Source organism: Kroppenstedtia sanguinis, from assembly GCF_050433445.1.
Taxonomy (GTDB): Bacteria; Bacillota; Bacilli; order Thermoactinomycetales; family DSM-45169; genus Kroppenstedtia; species Kroppenstedtia sanguinis.
On the sequence record NZ_JBNPXF010000007.1, the window covers coordinates 57,609 to 73,879 of the forward strand.

The window sequence follows — 16,271 nt, forward strand, 5'->3', positions numbered from 1 at the left end:
CTCCCTAGCTCATCAGATGAGCCGGGGAGGGTTTGGGTTTCTTCAGAATGCCGGGACCACAGCCCCTTTGTATTTTTTCTCTATGAACTTGGCCACTTTGGGCGAGGTAAGCGCTTTAGCCAATTCCTGGATAGCTTGGTCTTTCTCGTTCCCCTCTTTAACCGCCAGAACATTGACATATGGGGATTCTTTTCCTTCTATGATCAAAGCATCCTCCATCGGGTTCAGCTTGGCTTGAAGTGCATAATTGGTGTTGATCGCCGCTGCATCCACTTGGTCCAGCACTCGGGGAAGTGTAGCTGCTTCCAGAGGTTTAAATTTCAGCTTTTTCGGATTGTCGGCGATATCCTTGACGGATTTTTCTCCATCACCTGACTTCAGTTTGAGCAAGCCCTCATGTTCCAACAGCAGCAATACCCGTGTGACCTCACTGGTTCCATTAGGCAAAGCGATGGTGGATCCTTTTTTCAGTTGGGAAATTTTATCGATCTTTTCCGAGTATAAACCGATCGGTTCGATATGAACCCCTACTACCTTCTTCAAGTGCCAGCCCCGTTCTTTATTGGAGGTCTCCATCCACGGGATATGCTGGAAAAAATTTGCGTCCAACTGCTCCTCTTCCACCCCTTTGTTGGGAGTGACATAATCCTGGAGCACTTTCACTTCCAGCTGAATCCCCTTTTTCTCCAGATCCGGCTTCACCTGATTCAGAATTTCAGCGTGAGGCACCTGGGAGGCACCCACCTTGAGAATCTGTTTCTCATCGGTTCCTCCCGTTTCCGAACCACCACAGGCCGTCAGGGCCAGGACCAAAGATAAGGCCAAAAGTAACAATGACCATCCTTTTCTCATCATGTTTCCCCCGTTCTTTTATCGTTTATCCAAACGACGGGATACCCAATCTCCACACCATTGAACCAATTGAACCATCAAGATCAGGAGAATCCCGCAGACATATAGCATGCCATCGTTGAAAGATTGGAATCCGTAGCGAAAAGCGGCGTCCCCGAGACCGCCACCACCGACCACACCAGCCATCGCCGAGAAACTGACCAGGGTCACACAAGTGACGGTTAGCCCTGAGACGAGAGCAGGAATCGCTTCTGGAATCAAGACGCGTCTGATCACCTGAAAGCGAGTCGTCCCCATAGATCTGGCCGCCTCCACCACTCCTTTGTCCACCTCTCGCAAGGCGGTTTCCACCATTCTGGCGTAGAAAGGAGCGGCACCGGCAATCAAGGGAATGGTGGCTGCAGTCGGCCCCAGACTGGTCCCCACTAGAAATTGTGCCAGGGGAAACAGAAACAGCACGAGCACAATAAAAGGAACTGCCCGGAAGATATTCACAATGGCAGACACCACTTTTTGCAACCAAGGTTGATCCCAAAGATTTCCTCGCTCGGTCACCACTAATAGGACTCCCAGCGGAATCCCGAACAGGGCCGTAAAGAAGGTGGAAATGCCCACCATATAAGCAGTTTCTCCTGTGGCCTGCCACACGGACGGCCAATCCACTTCATGAAACATGTGCCTTCCCCTCCACCAATTCCACATCTTCTCCGATTTGGTTGAGGAGACGATTCACTTCCCCCGGCTCCCCACTGATTTGGACGGAGATCCGTCCGCTTTCATCCACTTCCCCATCTAGGCTCCGGAGGGTCACCCGGGAACTACTGACAGCAGGGCTCAGGATTTTCCACACTTGATCCCAGCGGGGAAAATCACAGCGAATCACGGTCTTTCCAGGGGAAGGGGAGTCCTGTACGCCCGTCCTTTCCACCCGCAGTTGTTGGACAAATTGGCGGATCAGGGAATGACTGGGCTGTTTGAACACCGAGTCTACCTCCCCGGATTCCACGATCCGTCCGTCATCCATCACGGCTACTCGGTGGCAGATCGATTTCACCACACTCATCTCGTGAGTAATCAACAGCAAAGAGATGCCTGTATCCCGGTTGATCTCCTTGAGTAGTCCCAAAATGGATGAAGTGGTCTCCGGATCGAGAGCGGATGTGGCTTCGTCACACAGCAAAACGTGGGGATCGTTCGCCAAAGCCCGCGCGATACCGACCCGCTGTTTTTGCCCCCCAGAGAGTTGGGCGGGATAAGCTTCCGCCCGGTTCGCCAGACCTACCCGTTCCAAAAGGGCATCCACTTTATGACGAACTTCCTGTTTCGGCCGGCCCGCCACCTCAAGAGGAAATGCTACATTCTCCCGGACTGTGCGCGACCAGAGCAAATTAAAATGTTGGAAGATCATTCCGATTTTCATACGGGCGGCTCGCAGTTCCTTCTCTCCAAGGTTGGAGATCAGTTGCCCATCCACACGGACCTCTCCACGGGTGGGGGTCTCCAGTCCGTTCACCAGCCGCAACAAGGTGCTCTTGCCTGCACCGCTGCGACCGACGATCCCGAAAATCTCACCCTTTTGCACCTCGAGATCCACATCGGTCAATGCCTGCACCGGTTCGTTATCTCTCAGGGTAAAGGATTTACTCACGTTCTTCAGTTGGATCACGTACATCACCACCCCATATAAAAAGTCCTTTCCTCAGACAAGGAAAGGACCGATTTGCGATCACGGATCCTTCCTCTCATCTGTCAGAACCTTCAAGTTCTGCAGGAATTGGCACCTTAACCATCAAATCGGTCGGTTGCCGGGCTTCATCGGGCCAGTCCCTCCACCTCTCTTGATAAGAGAAAAGCGATGTATTCAAATGTTAGATGTGATGATATCATGACCCACCCATCACGTCAACGGAAGATATTCCCTCCCTGGGATCAGGGCTGTTGATTAATCCCAAAGTGGATGATAGGAACGAAACGATCCTTTCGCTCTTCCTATTGCCCCCCATCGTAAAATATGGCTTGAGGGGACGAGGATATGGTGAGATAGCTACGATCTCTTGCAAAGAACGATAGCGAGACCCGGGAGCGGAAAGCGACCCTGGCGAGACTTGTGCCCTATGGGTGCAAAGGCGAATCAAAGCCCCACCATCCTGACCTTAGTTCCTGCCTAAAATATGGCTAATCAACACGCCTGCCCTGGGATATAGTTACTAACAGAACCAACCCTCACCCCGCACTGCCTACTGTTTCAGATGTTTTTCGGGAGATTACATTTACTTTACATTTGCGCCGAAAATCACTAATCCGGCGGCAGATCTCTTATAATAAAGATATCAAAGGAGTATGGGAGGTGCCCCAGATGAACTCACCCGCAGTTGGCAAACCCTTTTGGTTGGGCATTTTCAACGCAGCGTGTTTGAGTGTCCCGCTGTGGTTGCTCTTGTATCTGTCCCTGCGTCTGATGTTCTAATGGGAGCCACATTCCATACCCATGCTTCAGATGCTTCTGTTCCCATTCCCATTCCATATAAACATTGCAAAAGGGTTGCCTATGTGGCAACCCCCTTTTTTTCCGTTCCATTTATCTGGCACCGCTTCCCGACAGAACCACCCAAACCGTGCGCCATAAAATTTTCATATCCAAGGCAAGGGACTGACTGCGGATATAGTACATATCCAACTGGAATTTTTCCTCTGGAGTTGACTCATACCCTCCGTTCACCTGTGCCCATCCCGTCAATCCCGGCTTCACTGATAAGCGCTGTTTGAAGCCCGGAATCTCCTGGGAAAACTTCTCGGTAAAGACATGGCGCTCCGGCCGAGGGCCAATCAGACTCATATCCCCTCGCAACACATTGATCAACTGGGGAACTTCATCAATCCGGGTCTTACGGATGAACTTTCCGACGCGTGTGACCCGGGGATCATTTTTGGCCGCCCATTGCGGTCCGTTTTTCTCCGCATCGGTCCGCATGGAACGCAACTTGTACACATGAAAGCGACTTCCATTCAGCCCCACCCGTTCCTGGGAATACAAAACAGGACCCCTGGATTCCAACCGGATCGCAAGTGCCGTCAGCACCAGCACCGGTAGAATGAAGATCAGTAGAGCAATGGAGAAGACCACTTCAAACCCTCTTTTAAGGAAGGGATAATATCCGGTTGCCGTATAAGGCGAACTCTCGGTTCGCGCCCTCAGATCGCTTTCGTAAGCCACCGCTTTGGAACGCATCCGCAAACCACTCCTACCGTATGATGATTCCATTGGGTCGGTTTATGGATGAAATATGTTACAGTTCTTTTACATCCGTTTCTGTCTGGTCGCTGAACGCCGTTCAATCTGTTACTCAGTATACTGCAGATGTCCCGATTTTACAATAGATCGGAACATCTATTTTACACAAAGATTACAGTTGTGTTACAGAACACCGTAAAAGTCCATAGTCCGTGCCAAACCGGTTTCCAAATCTATGGTCGGTTCCCAATTCAAAACGGACTTCACCCGATCAATGTTAAAGTAACTGTACTTAATGTCGCCGGGCCGGTTCGGTCCGTAGTTTACCGCTAGCTTGCGTCCGCTGATTTTTTCCATTGTTTGTACCAAATCATTGAGGGAGGTATTCACCCCAGTGCCGAGATTGAAAGTTTCTCCATCTCCCGCTTCCAATGCCGCCACATTGGCACGGGCGACATCCTCAACATAAATATAATCCCGAGTCTGCTCCCCGTCCCCATGGATCGTCAAGGGAAGCCCCCGCAACAGCCGATCGATAAAGATGGAAATGACGGCCCCTTCCCCATGGGGAACCTGCCGGATTCCGTACACATTGGCATACCTTAAAATCGTAAAAGAAAGTCCGTGCAAACGATGATAGGCCTGGATATATTCCTCAGGCGTTCCTTTGGAAATACCGTACGGGGCCAATGGCGACAATGGATGTTGTTCATCGATGGGCAAATATTGGGGATTACCATAGATGGCCGCCGATGAAGCATAGATGAATTTGGCCACCCCGTGGCGGCGACAACTTTCCAACAGGCGGATCGTACCCAGAATATTGGTTCGGGCATCTGCGAGGGGATCCTCAATGGAGCGGGTCACTTGGGATTGAGCGGCCTGATGGATCACCGCATCTGGTTGCTCCTCACCCACCACCTCGTCGATGTCTTCATCCTGAATGTTCAGCCGGTAAAAAGAACTCTCTGGCCTCAGAACTTCCTCTTCCCCGGTGGACAGATTATCCACCACCACCACCTGGTGCCCCTTTTCCAACAATTGATCTACGATATGGGAGCCGATAAAACCGGCTCCCCCTGTCACCAACACCTTCATATCTATGACTCCTTCTCTGTTGTAAAGGGGATTCCGCCCCTGTACGAAATCCTCCAGTGCTTCTAGTGGTTCCTCTATAGAAGAAACGGGATTCCCTCCGTTAAGGTTTTCTTCAGGAGGCAGGGGATCCATCCCAGCCCTCTTCACCCGGAGCGATTGATTTCTTCTATCGGCTTTGCACCGGGGTAGAGCAGGCTTTTCATCTCCCGCAACAGCTTTTTAGCCAATTTTCTCCGATCGCCAAAGCGCTCGATGTACCGTTGACCCTGTTCGGCTATCCGCTCTCGTTCCTCTGGGGACAGGGTCATCAATTTCTCGATCGCCTCAGCCAATCCTCGGGAATTCTCCGCACCAGAGAAGAGTCCTACCCCGTTTTCCTCCACAATCTGTCGGACCTCGCCGTCTACAGTGGTGATGACGGGTTTGCCTACATACAGATAGTCAAATAATTTATTGGGGCGGGCCCCTCTGAAAATCTCATGATCTGCGAGGGAGATCACTCCACAGTCGGCGGCATCGATATAATGGTAAATCTCCTCTTTGGGAACCGGATCCAGCAGGTACACATGATCCAGCCCCCGCTCTCTTTTCAGTTGCCGAAGCCGCTCCTTTTCTGGCCCATCACCGATCAGCACGATGGCACAACCTGTCGGCAGATCAAGAGCCGCCTGGACAACGTGTTCCAGTGCATTGGCCGGGCCGTGAGCACCAGCATAAAGGGCGACAAACCGATAGGATTCCACTCCCATCCGTCGCCGATATTCCCTTTTCTCCGATTTTCGGGGGTGCCAGGACCCCTGCACAATTCCGTTGGGGATCAAAGAGATTTTATGAGAGGGAATCCCTTTGGCGGCGATGAACTTGCGTTGATACTCCGTCAATACGATGATTTGATCCGCCCGCCGGTAAAGGAAGGATTCCAGGCGGGTCAGAGCCTTGATCACCAGGGGATTTCTCAGTCCATTCATCTGAATGAGAGTATCCGGCCACAGATCCCGCACTTCCAGGACGAAGGGACAACGTTTCACCTTGGACAACACCCACCCAGCCAAAGGGGTGAGCAGGTGGGGAGAGGAAGCCAATAGCAGATCCGGCCGCCTGCGGAAACATCCGACCAGCACGAATAGGAAGGAAAAGCTGATCATATTTAACACCCGCCGGAAATCATTCCTGGTATGGGGAAAAGACCACAACCACCGGAGACGAAAACCGGGGGTCTTCACTGAATCCCGTTCCGCTCTTCGGATCCTGCGCCGCCGGGTGTGATTGAAGGAAGAAAGCCACAGGGTCACCTCTGCCTGTTCTTCTGCCGCCCATTCCTGGGCCAGCTCATAATGCCGGGTAATCCCGCCCAGATGAGGGGGTGCCGCATAGTGATTGGCGATCCAGATACGCAATTGGACTTCACTCCCTTACAGCCCTTGATACAGCTGTATTAATTTCTTCTCCTCCACCTGCCAGTTATATACTTCTCGATGCGCCTGCCGTCCCTTGACTCCCATCCTTCTCCGCAGTTCATCGTTCCGAAGGATCTCAGCCACTTGAGCCGCTATTTCCTGTGGTTGAAGGGGATCCACTGTCCGGCCAGCCCCGCTCCCCTCCACAATCTCCCGCCACAGAGGAAAGCGGGTGGCGATCACAGGCAAGCCTGCCGCCATATATTCAAACATTTTGATGGGAAGCGATTCCCGATAGTTTTCCACGGGATGAAGACAGACCAAACCCACTTTCCCTTTCCCCAGCCACTGTTGCACCTCGGTATAGGGAATCTTTCCATGGAGGGTGACCCCCTTCTGGCGCAGGAACTTTTCCTCCCGATCCTCTGGCCGGATATGTTGCAAAGGGCCGATCAGATGAAGCTCCGCCTCCAACTCCTGAGGCAGGTGATCCATCATCTCGATCATCTCCCGATACCCCCGTAAGTAGGAGATCCCGCCGATATACAAGATCCGGTTTTTCTCATCCTCTCCGCTGGCTGGTGGTGGATCCAAGGGCAGGGGATAGTTCTTTACCACCACCACTTGCGGACCCGAGGAAAAATTGCGGGCGATCGGCTCTGTCGCGGTCACTACCGCCGACAGGCGCCGAGCCATCCCTTTCTCCAGGAGATCGGCGATCCTAGAGAGGGGCTTGCGTAGCCACTTTGGAATCCACGGTTTGGTATGGATCTGTTTAGGAAGATCCTCATGGGCGTCGTAAATGACTGGAGCTCCTGTCCACCAGCGGAGAAGAACCCCCCACGGCAACAGCTCGGGATCGTGAAAGTGAAATCGATCCGCCCCGCTGGAGCGCGCCCGCTGGAAAAGGCGCCATCCACTCAGCAGTCTAGCGACTCTGCTTTTGGGAGGAGGGAGGCCGATGAGGGTCACTCCCTGTTCCTCCCGTCGCTCAAAATCAGCCCGCGCATGCAATTCCACCTGGTATCCCGACCGGGCCAGGGAGACGGCCTCCTTGTAAAACACCCGGGAGTCATCACAGCTGTGGACCGAGCTGAAGATCATCACCTTTTTCATGTGGCCACCCTCCCCCTAGACGAACTCCTCTCTTCCCCTCGGCTTCCCACCGCCACAACAGCTAGTGCAAACCCGAGGACGACCCACATCGGAGTGAAATGGATCGCCGTGCTGGGAGCCATCCCGCCAAAGAAATAGCCGATCAGAGCGATCAAGCTGGAGGTGGCCCCCCAGCGGATCCAGGGGGAAAGATGCCTTTGCTCATTCACCTGGGCCAATCGCCACAGCCGGTATAGGAGCAGGAAGTACAGTGCCATATAAGGGATAAAGATGACCACCCCGAAATTGACCAGCACCTCCGCCCACCAGTTGTGGATATTGGTCTTGTCCACCCCAGGCATTGCCTGCATGTAATACTCAATATTTCCCGCCCCCACACCCAAGTAGTGGCTCTGATGGAGCAAGCGCAGACCCTGGATGATTAGTGCCTTGCGCGTATGAATGCTCTGATCCCCGGAAGCCGCCGCATTCTCCTCCTCTTCTTCTTGGAAGTTCCAACCTTGGAGATCCTGTATCGCCCCCAAGGTGGAACCCAGCTTCTCACGGGTGGGTTGGACCAGAAGGAGAGAGGTCAACTGCTGAACCAGCAAGATCGCCAACAGTATCAACCCGACTCCCTGGAGTAGACGGGTCCGGTTGAATTTCCATCGTTCTACAGTGAAGGGAATCAGCAACCCCCACACCAAAGCCATCAAAGGAAGGACCAACCCGCTGTTGCTACGAGAACCTGTCATGAAGAGACAAACCAGGGCGATTACTCCCGTCCCGTAGATCACGCCCTTGTACCACCGGCTGAGCGGGAGCATATACAGAGCCGTCACCAAAAAGGGCAGGCCAAGGGTAATCGCTGTAGCAAAATCGTTTTGGTTGGTAAAAAAAGAAGTGGGATAAGGTTGATTCTCCCCAGAGTACCGGGACACAGGAAGATGCCATGCAGTAAGTGATTCAAGCCACCCGAAGATCACTAGGACAAAAAATACGCCGAACAGGATCCGAGAAGTACACCGAATACTGCCTGGACTGTGGATAAAATAAGGAAAGGAGAGGCACAAGAGCAACATCATTATCAAAAAGGAGGTGTACCTCAAACCCAATTCCCAGTGACCAGCCCAAAACAGGGAAAGGACTCCGTAGATCGCCCAGCAAGCGAAAAAGGCGACGTACCACCGCACTGGAATCCACGGGGATGATTCCAAAGAATGATGGCGAACTCGGTGAATAATCCATCCTCCCACCAACAAAAGGAGGAGCACCCGGAAACCAGTCATTCTGAAGCCAGGAAAAATCGTCACTCCCAGAGTCGGCCCCAGTACGGCACAGATCACCATCAGGTGAAAGAGCCGGTTCAGCTGTCTTTGTCCCGTCATCCACAGGAAGCTCATCTATCAACACTCACCTTTTTCCAAGGAGGTTAGGCAACCGTTCACGCAGGAAGGTGATAGAACTTTTGTTGAACACACCCGTCGCAAATACTGCCACCACCATCACCGCCAAAGCGACGAGATAAACCATCCATAAACCGCTCCAACCCTGCACCTGAGCGAAGGTGATCGCAGAAAGGACTGCCAGGTAAATCCCGAAATAGGTCATCATGGACCGCATCCGGAAATCCACGGGGTAGACCTTCTGCCCTTTCCGATAGACGGAGAGGAAAGCATAGAGATAAGTGACCACGTTCATAGCCGCCGTTCCCCAAGGGCCGATCAACGGAATCAGGATCGCATTGCCCGCCAAATAGACGATGGCGGCCACCAAAAAGGTTTTGGAGATTTCCTTGGTCTTTTTTTGAATCAACAGGCCGACCCCGACGATCAGGTGCATGGTGTTGAGCACGGTGCCTGTAGCCAGCATCCAGACATAGGGGTAGGCACCAAAGTATTCTGCTTTACCGGCTACCAACTGGATCAGCGGTTCGATAAAGAATGTGAGGAACAGGATGAAGAAAGTGGCTAACACCAGGAAACCCCGTCCCAGCAAACTGTAGATCTGTTGAGCATCCTCCCGGTCTTTAATGGAGACGGAGAAAGGACGCCAAGCCAGTTGAAAGGCAGTCGTCAGAAGGGCGATCATACTGGCAAAGCGCAAAGCCAGTCCGAACACCCCTGCGGCTTCAGGAGAGACCATGTGATAAATCATGGGACGGCTGACGGCGTTCATCACCCAGAAGGCAAGCAGAGCCGGCAACAGAGGCACCCCATAGACCAATAGATCCTTAATATGCCGTTTTTCCATTGACAGGGTGAATTTACCCCGGTAATGCCAGAGCAAGACAGCAGCCACCACCGCCTGGGCCACGATCTGTCCGTAAAAAATCCCCATGACACCCAGTTTCTCCACCACGACAAAGTAGACGCTGGCCAGGGAGGAGCCGATCACAAAGCTCATACTGCCGATATTAAAGGTCCATACTTGTCGGCTGTAGCGTGCATAAGCCAGAATCTGCTGGATAATCACATTGAAGACGATCACCAATACCGCCATCGTCAACAAGTGTGGATATCCTTCCGGTTTATCATACAGCAGAAGGGATGTAGGCTCGCTGATGAAATAGAAAATCAACAGAAAGACCAAACTGATCAGCGTCGGAAACATGACCGCCGCTGTAAAATAGCCGTTCCGATCTTTTTCATCCTTGGCCGCAAAATAATAATAGGCAAAAGCGGTGTCAGTACCCAGTATGCACAAATAAGTGAGAACCATGGAAATGGTGTTGGTCTGATCCCAATCCGCAAACTCCGAGCTGAGGAGTTGTCGGGTATAGACCGGGACCAACAGAAAACTAACAATCTTGTTTCCCATCAACGCAAATAAAAAAGCGGTGGAATCGGAAAACAGTTGTTTGATCTTGTTTAGCATAACCCCTTTACCTCTCTCTAACTTCCGCGCATCTCTCCCTCAGGAACCCGGCGCAATGGTCTCGCCGGCACCCCGGCATAAACCATGGCCGCTTCTGTATCCCGGTTGACCACCGCCCCCGCAGCGATGAAACTTTCCTCTGCGACGACTACACCAGGGAGGAGGATCGCCCCGCCTCCGACCCGGGCCCCCCGCTTCACCGTGGGCCCTTTCAACTGCCGGAAGCGTTCCTTAGTTCGCCCCATGTAGTTATCGTTGGTTGTAATCACCCCAGGAGCGATGAAGACCTGCTCTTCCAACCGGGAGTGAGCAGTGATATACGCGTTGGTCTGAATTTTTGTGTAGGAACCGATTTCCACCCGGTTTTCCACGGCAACCCCGCGGCCGATGAGGACACGGTCGCCGATAAGGCATTGCTCACGGACAAAAGCCTGATCCGCCACCAGAACTTCCGCGCCCAGCTGGCTACCCCGATACAAAACAGCATGAGTCCCAATGGTGCATCCCTCTCCCAAAGACAAAGGGGAAAGAGCGGCATCTACCTGAACGGTGCTGGTTGAGGCGGGCCGAGGCCAGCGTCCGATCACCGCCTGATCGGCAATCGTCGTCCCGGCCCCGATGATCGTATCCGCGTGGATGGTCACATAGTTTCCGACGGTGACATTATCGCCCAAAACGGCTCCTTCTTCAATCACGGTAAAAGGACCTATTTTTACTCCGTTCCCAAGCCGGGCCTCTGGATGGATCCAATTATCCACACTCCCCACTCCTTTCGTATTAAATCCTTTCATAGTCTCCTCGGATCTGCTGTACATCTTTCAATCCATTGCGGGTATCAAAAATCAGTTTGGCTTTTTTTCCGATCAAAGAATAGTCATAGGCACTGTGGTCTGTCGTGATCACAGTGAGATCCGCTTCTTCCAACAGTTCAGCAGTCAAAGGTTGACTCTCATAGACTTGGCCGTCCAGATCAAAAGAGGAGATATGAGGATCATTCACCTGGACATAGGCCCCCTGCTTTACCAGTTGCCGGAGAATTTCGATGGCAGGGGACTCCCGCATGTCATCGATATCTCGCTTATAGGCGACACCTAAGAGAAGTACGGTGGAGCCTTTCAGCGGCTTTCCGTGGCGGCTCAACATCTTCATGACCCGCTCCACTACAAAATCCGGCATATAGTTATTGATTTCACCTGCCAGTTCAATCAGACGTGTGTGGTATTTGTATTCTCTGGCTTTCCAGGTCAGATAATAGGGATCGATGGGAATACAGTGCCCCCCGAGACCTGGGCCTGGATAAAAGGCCATAAATCCGTAAGGTTTGGTCTTAGCCGCCTCCACCACTTCCCAGTAATCGATGCCCATTTTATTGCACAGGATCGACATCTCATTGGCGAGGGCGATGTTGAGATTACGGAAAGTGTTTTCCAAGATTTTTTCCATCTCAGCCACTGCCGGACCGGAGACCTCAAACACTTCCCCTTCGAGCACATTTCGGTAGAGGGCAGCTGCCGTCCGAGTGCAGTCTTGGGTGATTCCTCCCACCACTTTGGGAGTGTTTTTCGTGTGATAGATTTTATTTCCGGGATCGACCCGTTCCGGAGAAAAAGCCAGGTAAAAATCCCGGCCCACCTTCAAGCCGCTCTCCTCCAGGATCGGTAGCACCACTTCCTCTGTCGTGCCAGGATAGGTGGTACTCTCCAGAACCACCAGCATCCCAGGATGGAGTCGTCTGGCGATCTCCCGTGCTGATCCTTCCACATAAGAAGTGTCCGGCTGTTGGTAACGGTCCAGAGGCGTCGGGACACAGATGGAGACCGCATCCACCTGGGCGATGTCGGAGTAATCCCCCGTTGCACATAGCTGTCCCGTAGCCACGAGGCTGGCCAGTTCTTCATCTACCACATCCCCGATGTAATTGATCCCCTGGTTCACCATCTCCACTCGCTTCGACTGGATATCAAACCCGATCACCCGGTAGCCCGCCTTCGCCTTTTCCACTGCCAGTGGTAAACCGACATAGCCGAGACCGACTACTCCGATCACCGCTTCCTTCCGATAGATCCGATCCAGCACCTGTTCGATGTGCATCCCTTCCCCTCCCTCCATTCATCCCAGAAAAAAGTCTTTGATCGCTGCGATCACTCGATTCTGGCCCGCCTCACTGAGCTCCGGATCGAGGGGCAATGCCATCGCCTGCCGAGAGACCTCCTCCGCCACAGGCAAATCCCCTTCCCGGTATCCCAAGTCCTGGTATACCTCCTGAAGATGAAGCGGAACTGGATAGTAAGCGGCAACGGCGATCTCCCGTCTCCGCAGATGCTCCATCAATTCTTCTCTCTGCCGGGTTTGGATGATGTAAAGATGGTAAATCGATTTCCGATCTGCTGGGACCACAGGGGGAACCACCGGCAGATCGACCAAGGATTGATCATAGATGCGTGCCTTCTCCCGCCGCGCCTCATTCCAGGCTTCCAAGTGGCGAAGTTTCACCCGGAGAGCTGCCGCCTGCAATTCATCTAGACGGCTGTTGTAGCCGATGTCGATATGATGATATTTGGATTGGGGACCGCGGCCGTGAACCCGAAGGCTACGCAACTTTTCCGCCAATCTTTCATCATCGGTAACCACCATTCCCCCGTCCCCGTAGCCGCCGAGATTTTTGGTGGGGAAAAAGGAGTAGGTGGCTGCATCACCGAAGGAACCCACTCTCCGTCCTCTGTATTCCGCTCCGATAGCTTGGGCGGCATCCTCAAGCACTTTGAGCCCCCGATCCTTTGCAAAAGCTGTCACTTCCTCCAGATCCACCGGTTGACCGAAGAGATGAACCGGAAGGATCGCTCGGGTCCGGGAAGTATATTTTTGTTCCAGCTGATGGACATCCAGATTATACGTATCAGGGTCGATATCGACGAAAACCGGTCTCGCACCCAACCGAGAGATCACCTCTGCAGTGGCAAAAAAAGTGAAGGGAGTGGTGATCACTTCATCCCCCGGACCAATTCCCCAGGCATCCAGAGTCAAGAGCAGAGCATCCGTTCCGTTAGCCACCCCCACTCCATGACGGGTGCCGCTGAAGGCGGCCACTTCCTTCTCCAGAGCTGTAACCTCAGGCCCCAGGATATAACGTCCGCTCTCCAACACCCGCTCCATCGCCTCTTGAATCTCCCCGCCGATCCTCCGGTACTGGCTTGCCAGATCTAATAAGGGCGTCCGATTCAATTCGTATCCCCCCTTGTTCCCGTTGAAAAAGGATGTGTCCCCGCTTCCCCCTGCATCTCCTCGAGGCGGACCGGTCGGCGGGATGTCGCCGCCTGTTGACAAGCGAGCACCAGCTGAAGTGCTCTTCTGCCATCATCTCCGGTCACCGGAGGCTGTCCTCCAGATCGGATGACCGCGGTCATCCTTTCAATCAAGCATTGATGCCCTGGAACCCCCCAAGGGTCTTCCTCCACCTGTTGGATCACCTGGTCCGCACTCTCTTCGCTCAGATCGGCAAACTTCCAAGTGCGAATCGCGTGGGCTGTTCGCCCTCCCACCACCGCTGTTCCTTTCTCCCCAAACAGGGACAGAGATTCCTCTAGGTTGTTGGGATAAATCGTGACTGCTGCCTCGATCACACCGAGTGCCCCGTTTCTGAATTTGAGGATAGATACGGATGTATCTTCGGTTTCGATCCGCCGGAGGCGGGTGGCTTGATAAGAAGCCACCTCCTCTACCTCTCCCATCAACCACAGGAGAAGATCCAGGTTGTGGATGCCTTGATTCATCAACACGCCCCCATCCATCTGGCGCGTGCCTCTCCAAAGGGCTTGGTCATAATAGGCTTGATTCCGATTCCAGCGGAGGGTGGCATTGACATGACTAAAGGTGCCGAAGGCGCCAGACTCCACTCGTTCCTTCAGCCGGCGCATGGCCGGTCGGAAACGGTTCGGATGGACTACACATAGCTGAACCTGGTTTTCTCTGCAGACTTCGATCATTCGGTCAGCGTCCTCCAGAGTGAGTGCCATCGGTTTTTCCACCACTACATGTTTACCAGCAGTTGCCGCTTGAATCGTCAGGTCCTTGTGCGTACCACTGGGTGTGCAGATATTAACCACATCTAGACCCGGATGTGTCAACATCTGCTCCACATCGGTATATGCAGTCACTTCTTCACCCCTAAATGGCTGCAGACGGTCCAGATCCCGATCGCAAACCGCAACCAACCGCGCCCCCTCCACGGCTTGAATCGCCGCCACGTGCTTCTGGGCAATATGTCCGCATCCGATGATACCGTAATGGATCAATGATGCCCCCTCCTTTTCTGAATGGTTACGCCCGTCCAAAGACGGGCACGGTGGGCGATCTGCCTTTATTACAGGTATGTTACAATGACAGCCTCAATGTAACACAGTTGAAATATATTTGGAATCTATATAGGCGAACCTTTAAGAAATCTTAGTCATTTCTTTTCGAACTCTTATCTAACAATTGATCGTACAGTTTGACCATCCGTTCCGCATTTTTCTGCCAAGTGTGGGAGCCGGATTCCGCGTAAGCCCGTTCCCCCATATCGTGGGCAAGACCTTCATCATCCATCAACAGAATCCTCAGATAGTGAACCAAGTCTTCTGGATCTTTCGGTTTGGCCAAAAATCCCGTCTTCCGGTGCTGAAGGATTTCGGAGACCCCTCCGACATCCGTCGCCACCACCGGCTTTCCACACCCCATGGCTTCTAGGAGAATGGAGGGCAGCCCCTCGCTGAGACTAGATAAAGCCACTACATCGCTGCTGTTGACCCACCAGGGAATTTCATCGTGGGGTCTCCTCCCTGTGAAATGTATCCGTCCTTCGATACCCTTCTCCCGGGATCTTTTTTTCAATGGTCCACGTAGGGGGCCGTCCCCAACCAAATACAGGTGGAATTCGGGATGCTGATCCGCCACGATCGCAAAAGCATCAATCAGGTATTCAATCCCCTTCACCTTATAGAGGTTGCCCACATAGAGAATGATTTTTTCCTGTTCTGGAAGCTGAAGATGTTCTCTTGCCACTTTTTGAGAGCGGGGATAGAAGCGCTTCGGATCAAATCCGTTGTAGATCGTGGTCGCTTCCACCCCTGCCACCAGCCTTTGGGCATCCCGTTTCAATCCGTTACTCACCGCCACAATATGATCACAGCTTCTGAGAGCCACTTCCGTACGTTCCAGTACTCCCTTACTCCGGAAGGGATACAGGCGGATGTCTGATCCATGAATCGTACTAACCACCGGCACCGAAAACACCTTTTTCAACAAAGTTCCGGCATAACCATCGGGAAATATGGTGTGACAATGGATCAGATCAAATGCAAAGGACTCTTTCAGTTGCTGAATTTCACGAACCAAGGCTTGATAATATAAATATCCAAAAGCCTGGAAAAACAGACCGCCTGGGAACATCCGGGCCGGCACATAATGAATCGGAATCCCATCCATCACGGCCTTTCGTGGGAACCGGGTGTACACCCTCCATTTGGGATAGAGAGGAAACCGGGGAATGGGGGAAACCACCTGAATGTCCAACCCCATCTGTTTCATCGCTTTCACTTGGTTGTGAACAAAAACCCCCGACATCGGATTGGCCGGGTTGGGATACATATGGGAAATAACCAGTATCTTCAGGCTCATGGTGTTGTTGTCTTCCTTTCTCCCGCGCTCCCTATCGCCGGAGCCAGACTGATGACAGGCTCAGG

At 52.8% G+C, this 16,271-nt stretch carries 14 protein-coding genes and 1 riboswitch; all 14 genes read right to left on the minus strand.

Annotated elements, in window-relative coordinates; all coding sequences use genetic code 11:
- Positions 1–42 precede the first annotated feature (42 nt).
- Positions 43–852: a MetQ/NlpA family ABC transporter substrate-binding protein gene (locus tag JOD24_RS06065; protein WP_429246527.1), complete on the minus strand. Its 810-nt coding sequence runs from the start codon at positions 850–852 to the stop codon at positions 43–45.
- Positions 853–870: 18 nt separating this feature from the next.
- Positions 871–1,527: a methionine ABC transporter permease gene (locus JOD24_RS06070; RefSeq protein WP_380165145.1), complete on the minus strand. Its 657-nt coding sequence runs from the start codon at positions 1,525–1,527 to the stop codon at positions 871–873.
- On the minus strand, positions 1,517–2,518 hold the full coding sequence (locus JOD24_RS06075) for a methionine ABC transporter ATP-binding protein (RefSeq protein ID WP_429246528.1): 1,002 nt from the start codon (positions 2,516–2,518) through the stop codon (positions 1,517–1,519). The genes JOD24_RS06070 and JOD24_RS06075 overlap by 11 nt, the downstream gene beginning before the upstream one ends.
- Positions 2,519–2,591: 73 nt before the next feature.
- Positions 2,592–2,700, minus strand: a riboswitch (SAM riboswitch).
- 730 nt (positions 2,701–3,430) lie between these two features.
- Entirely contained in the window at positions 3,431–4,081 is a 651-nt protein-coding gene (locus JOD24_RS06080) for a sugar transferase (RefSeq protein WP_380165141.1), read from the minus strand.
- Between the two features lie 186 nt (positions 4,082–4,267).
- Entirely contained in the window at positions 4,268–5,182 is a 915-nt protein-coding gene (locus JOD24_RS06085) for an SDR family oxidoreductase (protein WP_380165139.1), read from the minus strand.
- A gap of 143 nt (positions 5,183–5,325) precedes the next feature.
- Positions 5,326–6,579 (minus strand): glycosyltransferase family 4 protein, encoded by a 1,254-nt coding sequence (locus JOD24_RS06090; protein WP_380165137.1) that lies wholly within the window; start codon positions 6,577–6,579, stop codon positions 5,326–5,328.
- A gap of 15 nt (positions 6,580–6,594) precedes the next feature.
- Positions 6,595–7,695, minus strand: a complete 1,101-nt coding sequence (locus tag JOD24_RS06095; protein WP_380165135.1) for a glycosyltransferase family 4 protein — start codon at positions 7,693–7,695, stop codon at positions 6,595–6,597.
- Positions 7,692–9,077: an O-antigen ligase family protein gene (locus tag JOD24_RS06100; protein WP_380165133.1), complete on the minus strand. Its 1,386-nt coding sequence runs from the start codon at positions 9,075–9,077 to the stop codon at positions 7,692–7,694. Before JOD24_RS06100 ends, JOD24_RS06095 begins: the two co-directional genes overlap by 4 nt.
- Before the next feature lie 10 nt (positions 9,078–9,087).
- Complete coding sequence (locus JOD24_RS06105; RefSeq protein WP_429246529.1) at positions 9,088–10,551, minus strand: lipopolysaccharide biosynthesis protein; 1,464 nt, start codon at positions 10,549–10,551, stop codon at positions 9,088–9,090.
- Between the two features lie 17 nt (positions 10,552–10,568).
- Complete coding sequence (locus tag JOD24_RS06110) at positions 10,569–11,342, minus strand: acyltransferase (RefSeq protein ID WP_429246530.1); 774 nt, start codon at positions 11,340–11,342, stop codon at positions 10,569–10,571.
- Positions 11,329–12,642, minus strand: coding sequence for a nucleotide sugar dehydrogenase (locus JOD24_RS06115; RefSeq protein WP_380165127.1), 1,314 nt, complete (start codon positions 12,640–12,642; stop codon positions 11,329–11,331). Before JOD24_RS06115 ends, JOD24_RS06110 begins: the two co-directional genes overlap by 14 nt.
- An 18-nt stretch (positions 12,643–12,660) precedes the next feature.
- Complete coding sequence (locus JOD24_RS06120) at positions 12,661–13,773, minus strand: DegT/DnrJ/EryC1/StrS family aminotransferase (protein ID WP_380165125.1); 1,113 nt, start codon at positions 13,771–13,773, stop codon at positions 12,661–12,663.
- Positions 13,770–14,843 (minus strand): Gfo/Idh/MocA family protein, encoded by a 1,074-nt coding sequence (locus JOD24_RS06125; protein WP_380165123.1) that lies wholly within the window; start codon positions 14,841–14,843, stop codon positions 13,770–13,772. Before JOD24_RS06125 ends, JOD24_RS06120 begins: the two co-directional genes overlap by 4 nt.
- A gap of 151 nt (positions 14,844–14,994) precedes the next feature.
- A complete protein-coding gene (locus JOD24_RS06130; protein ID WP_380165121.1) occupies positions 14,995–16,206 on the minus strand; it encodes a glycosyltransferase family 4 protein in 1,212 nt (403 codons plus the stop codon).
- Between the last annotated feature and the right edge of the window lie 65 nt (positions 16,207–16,271).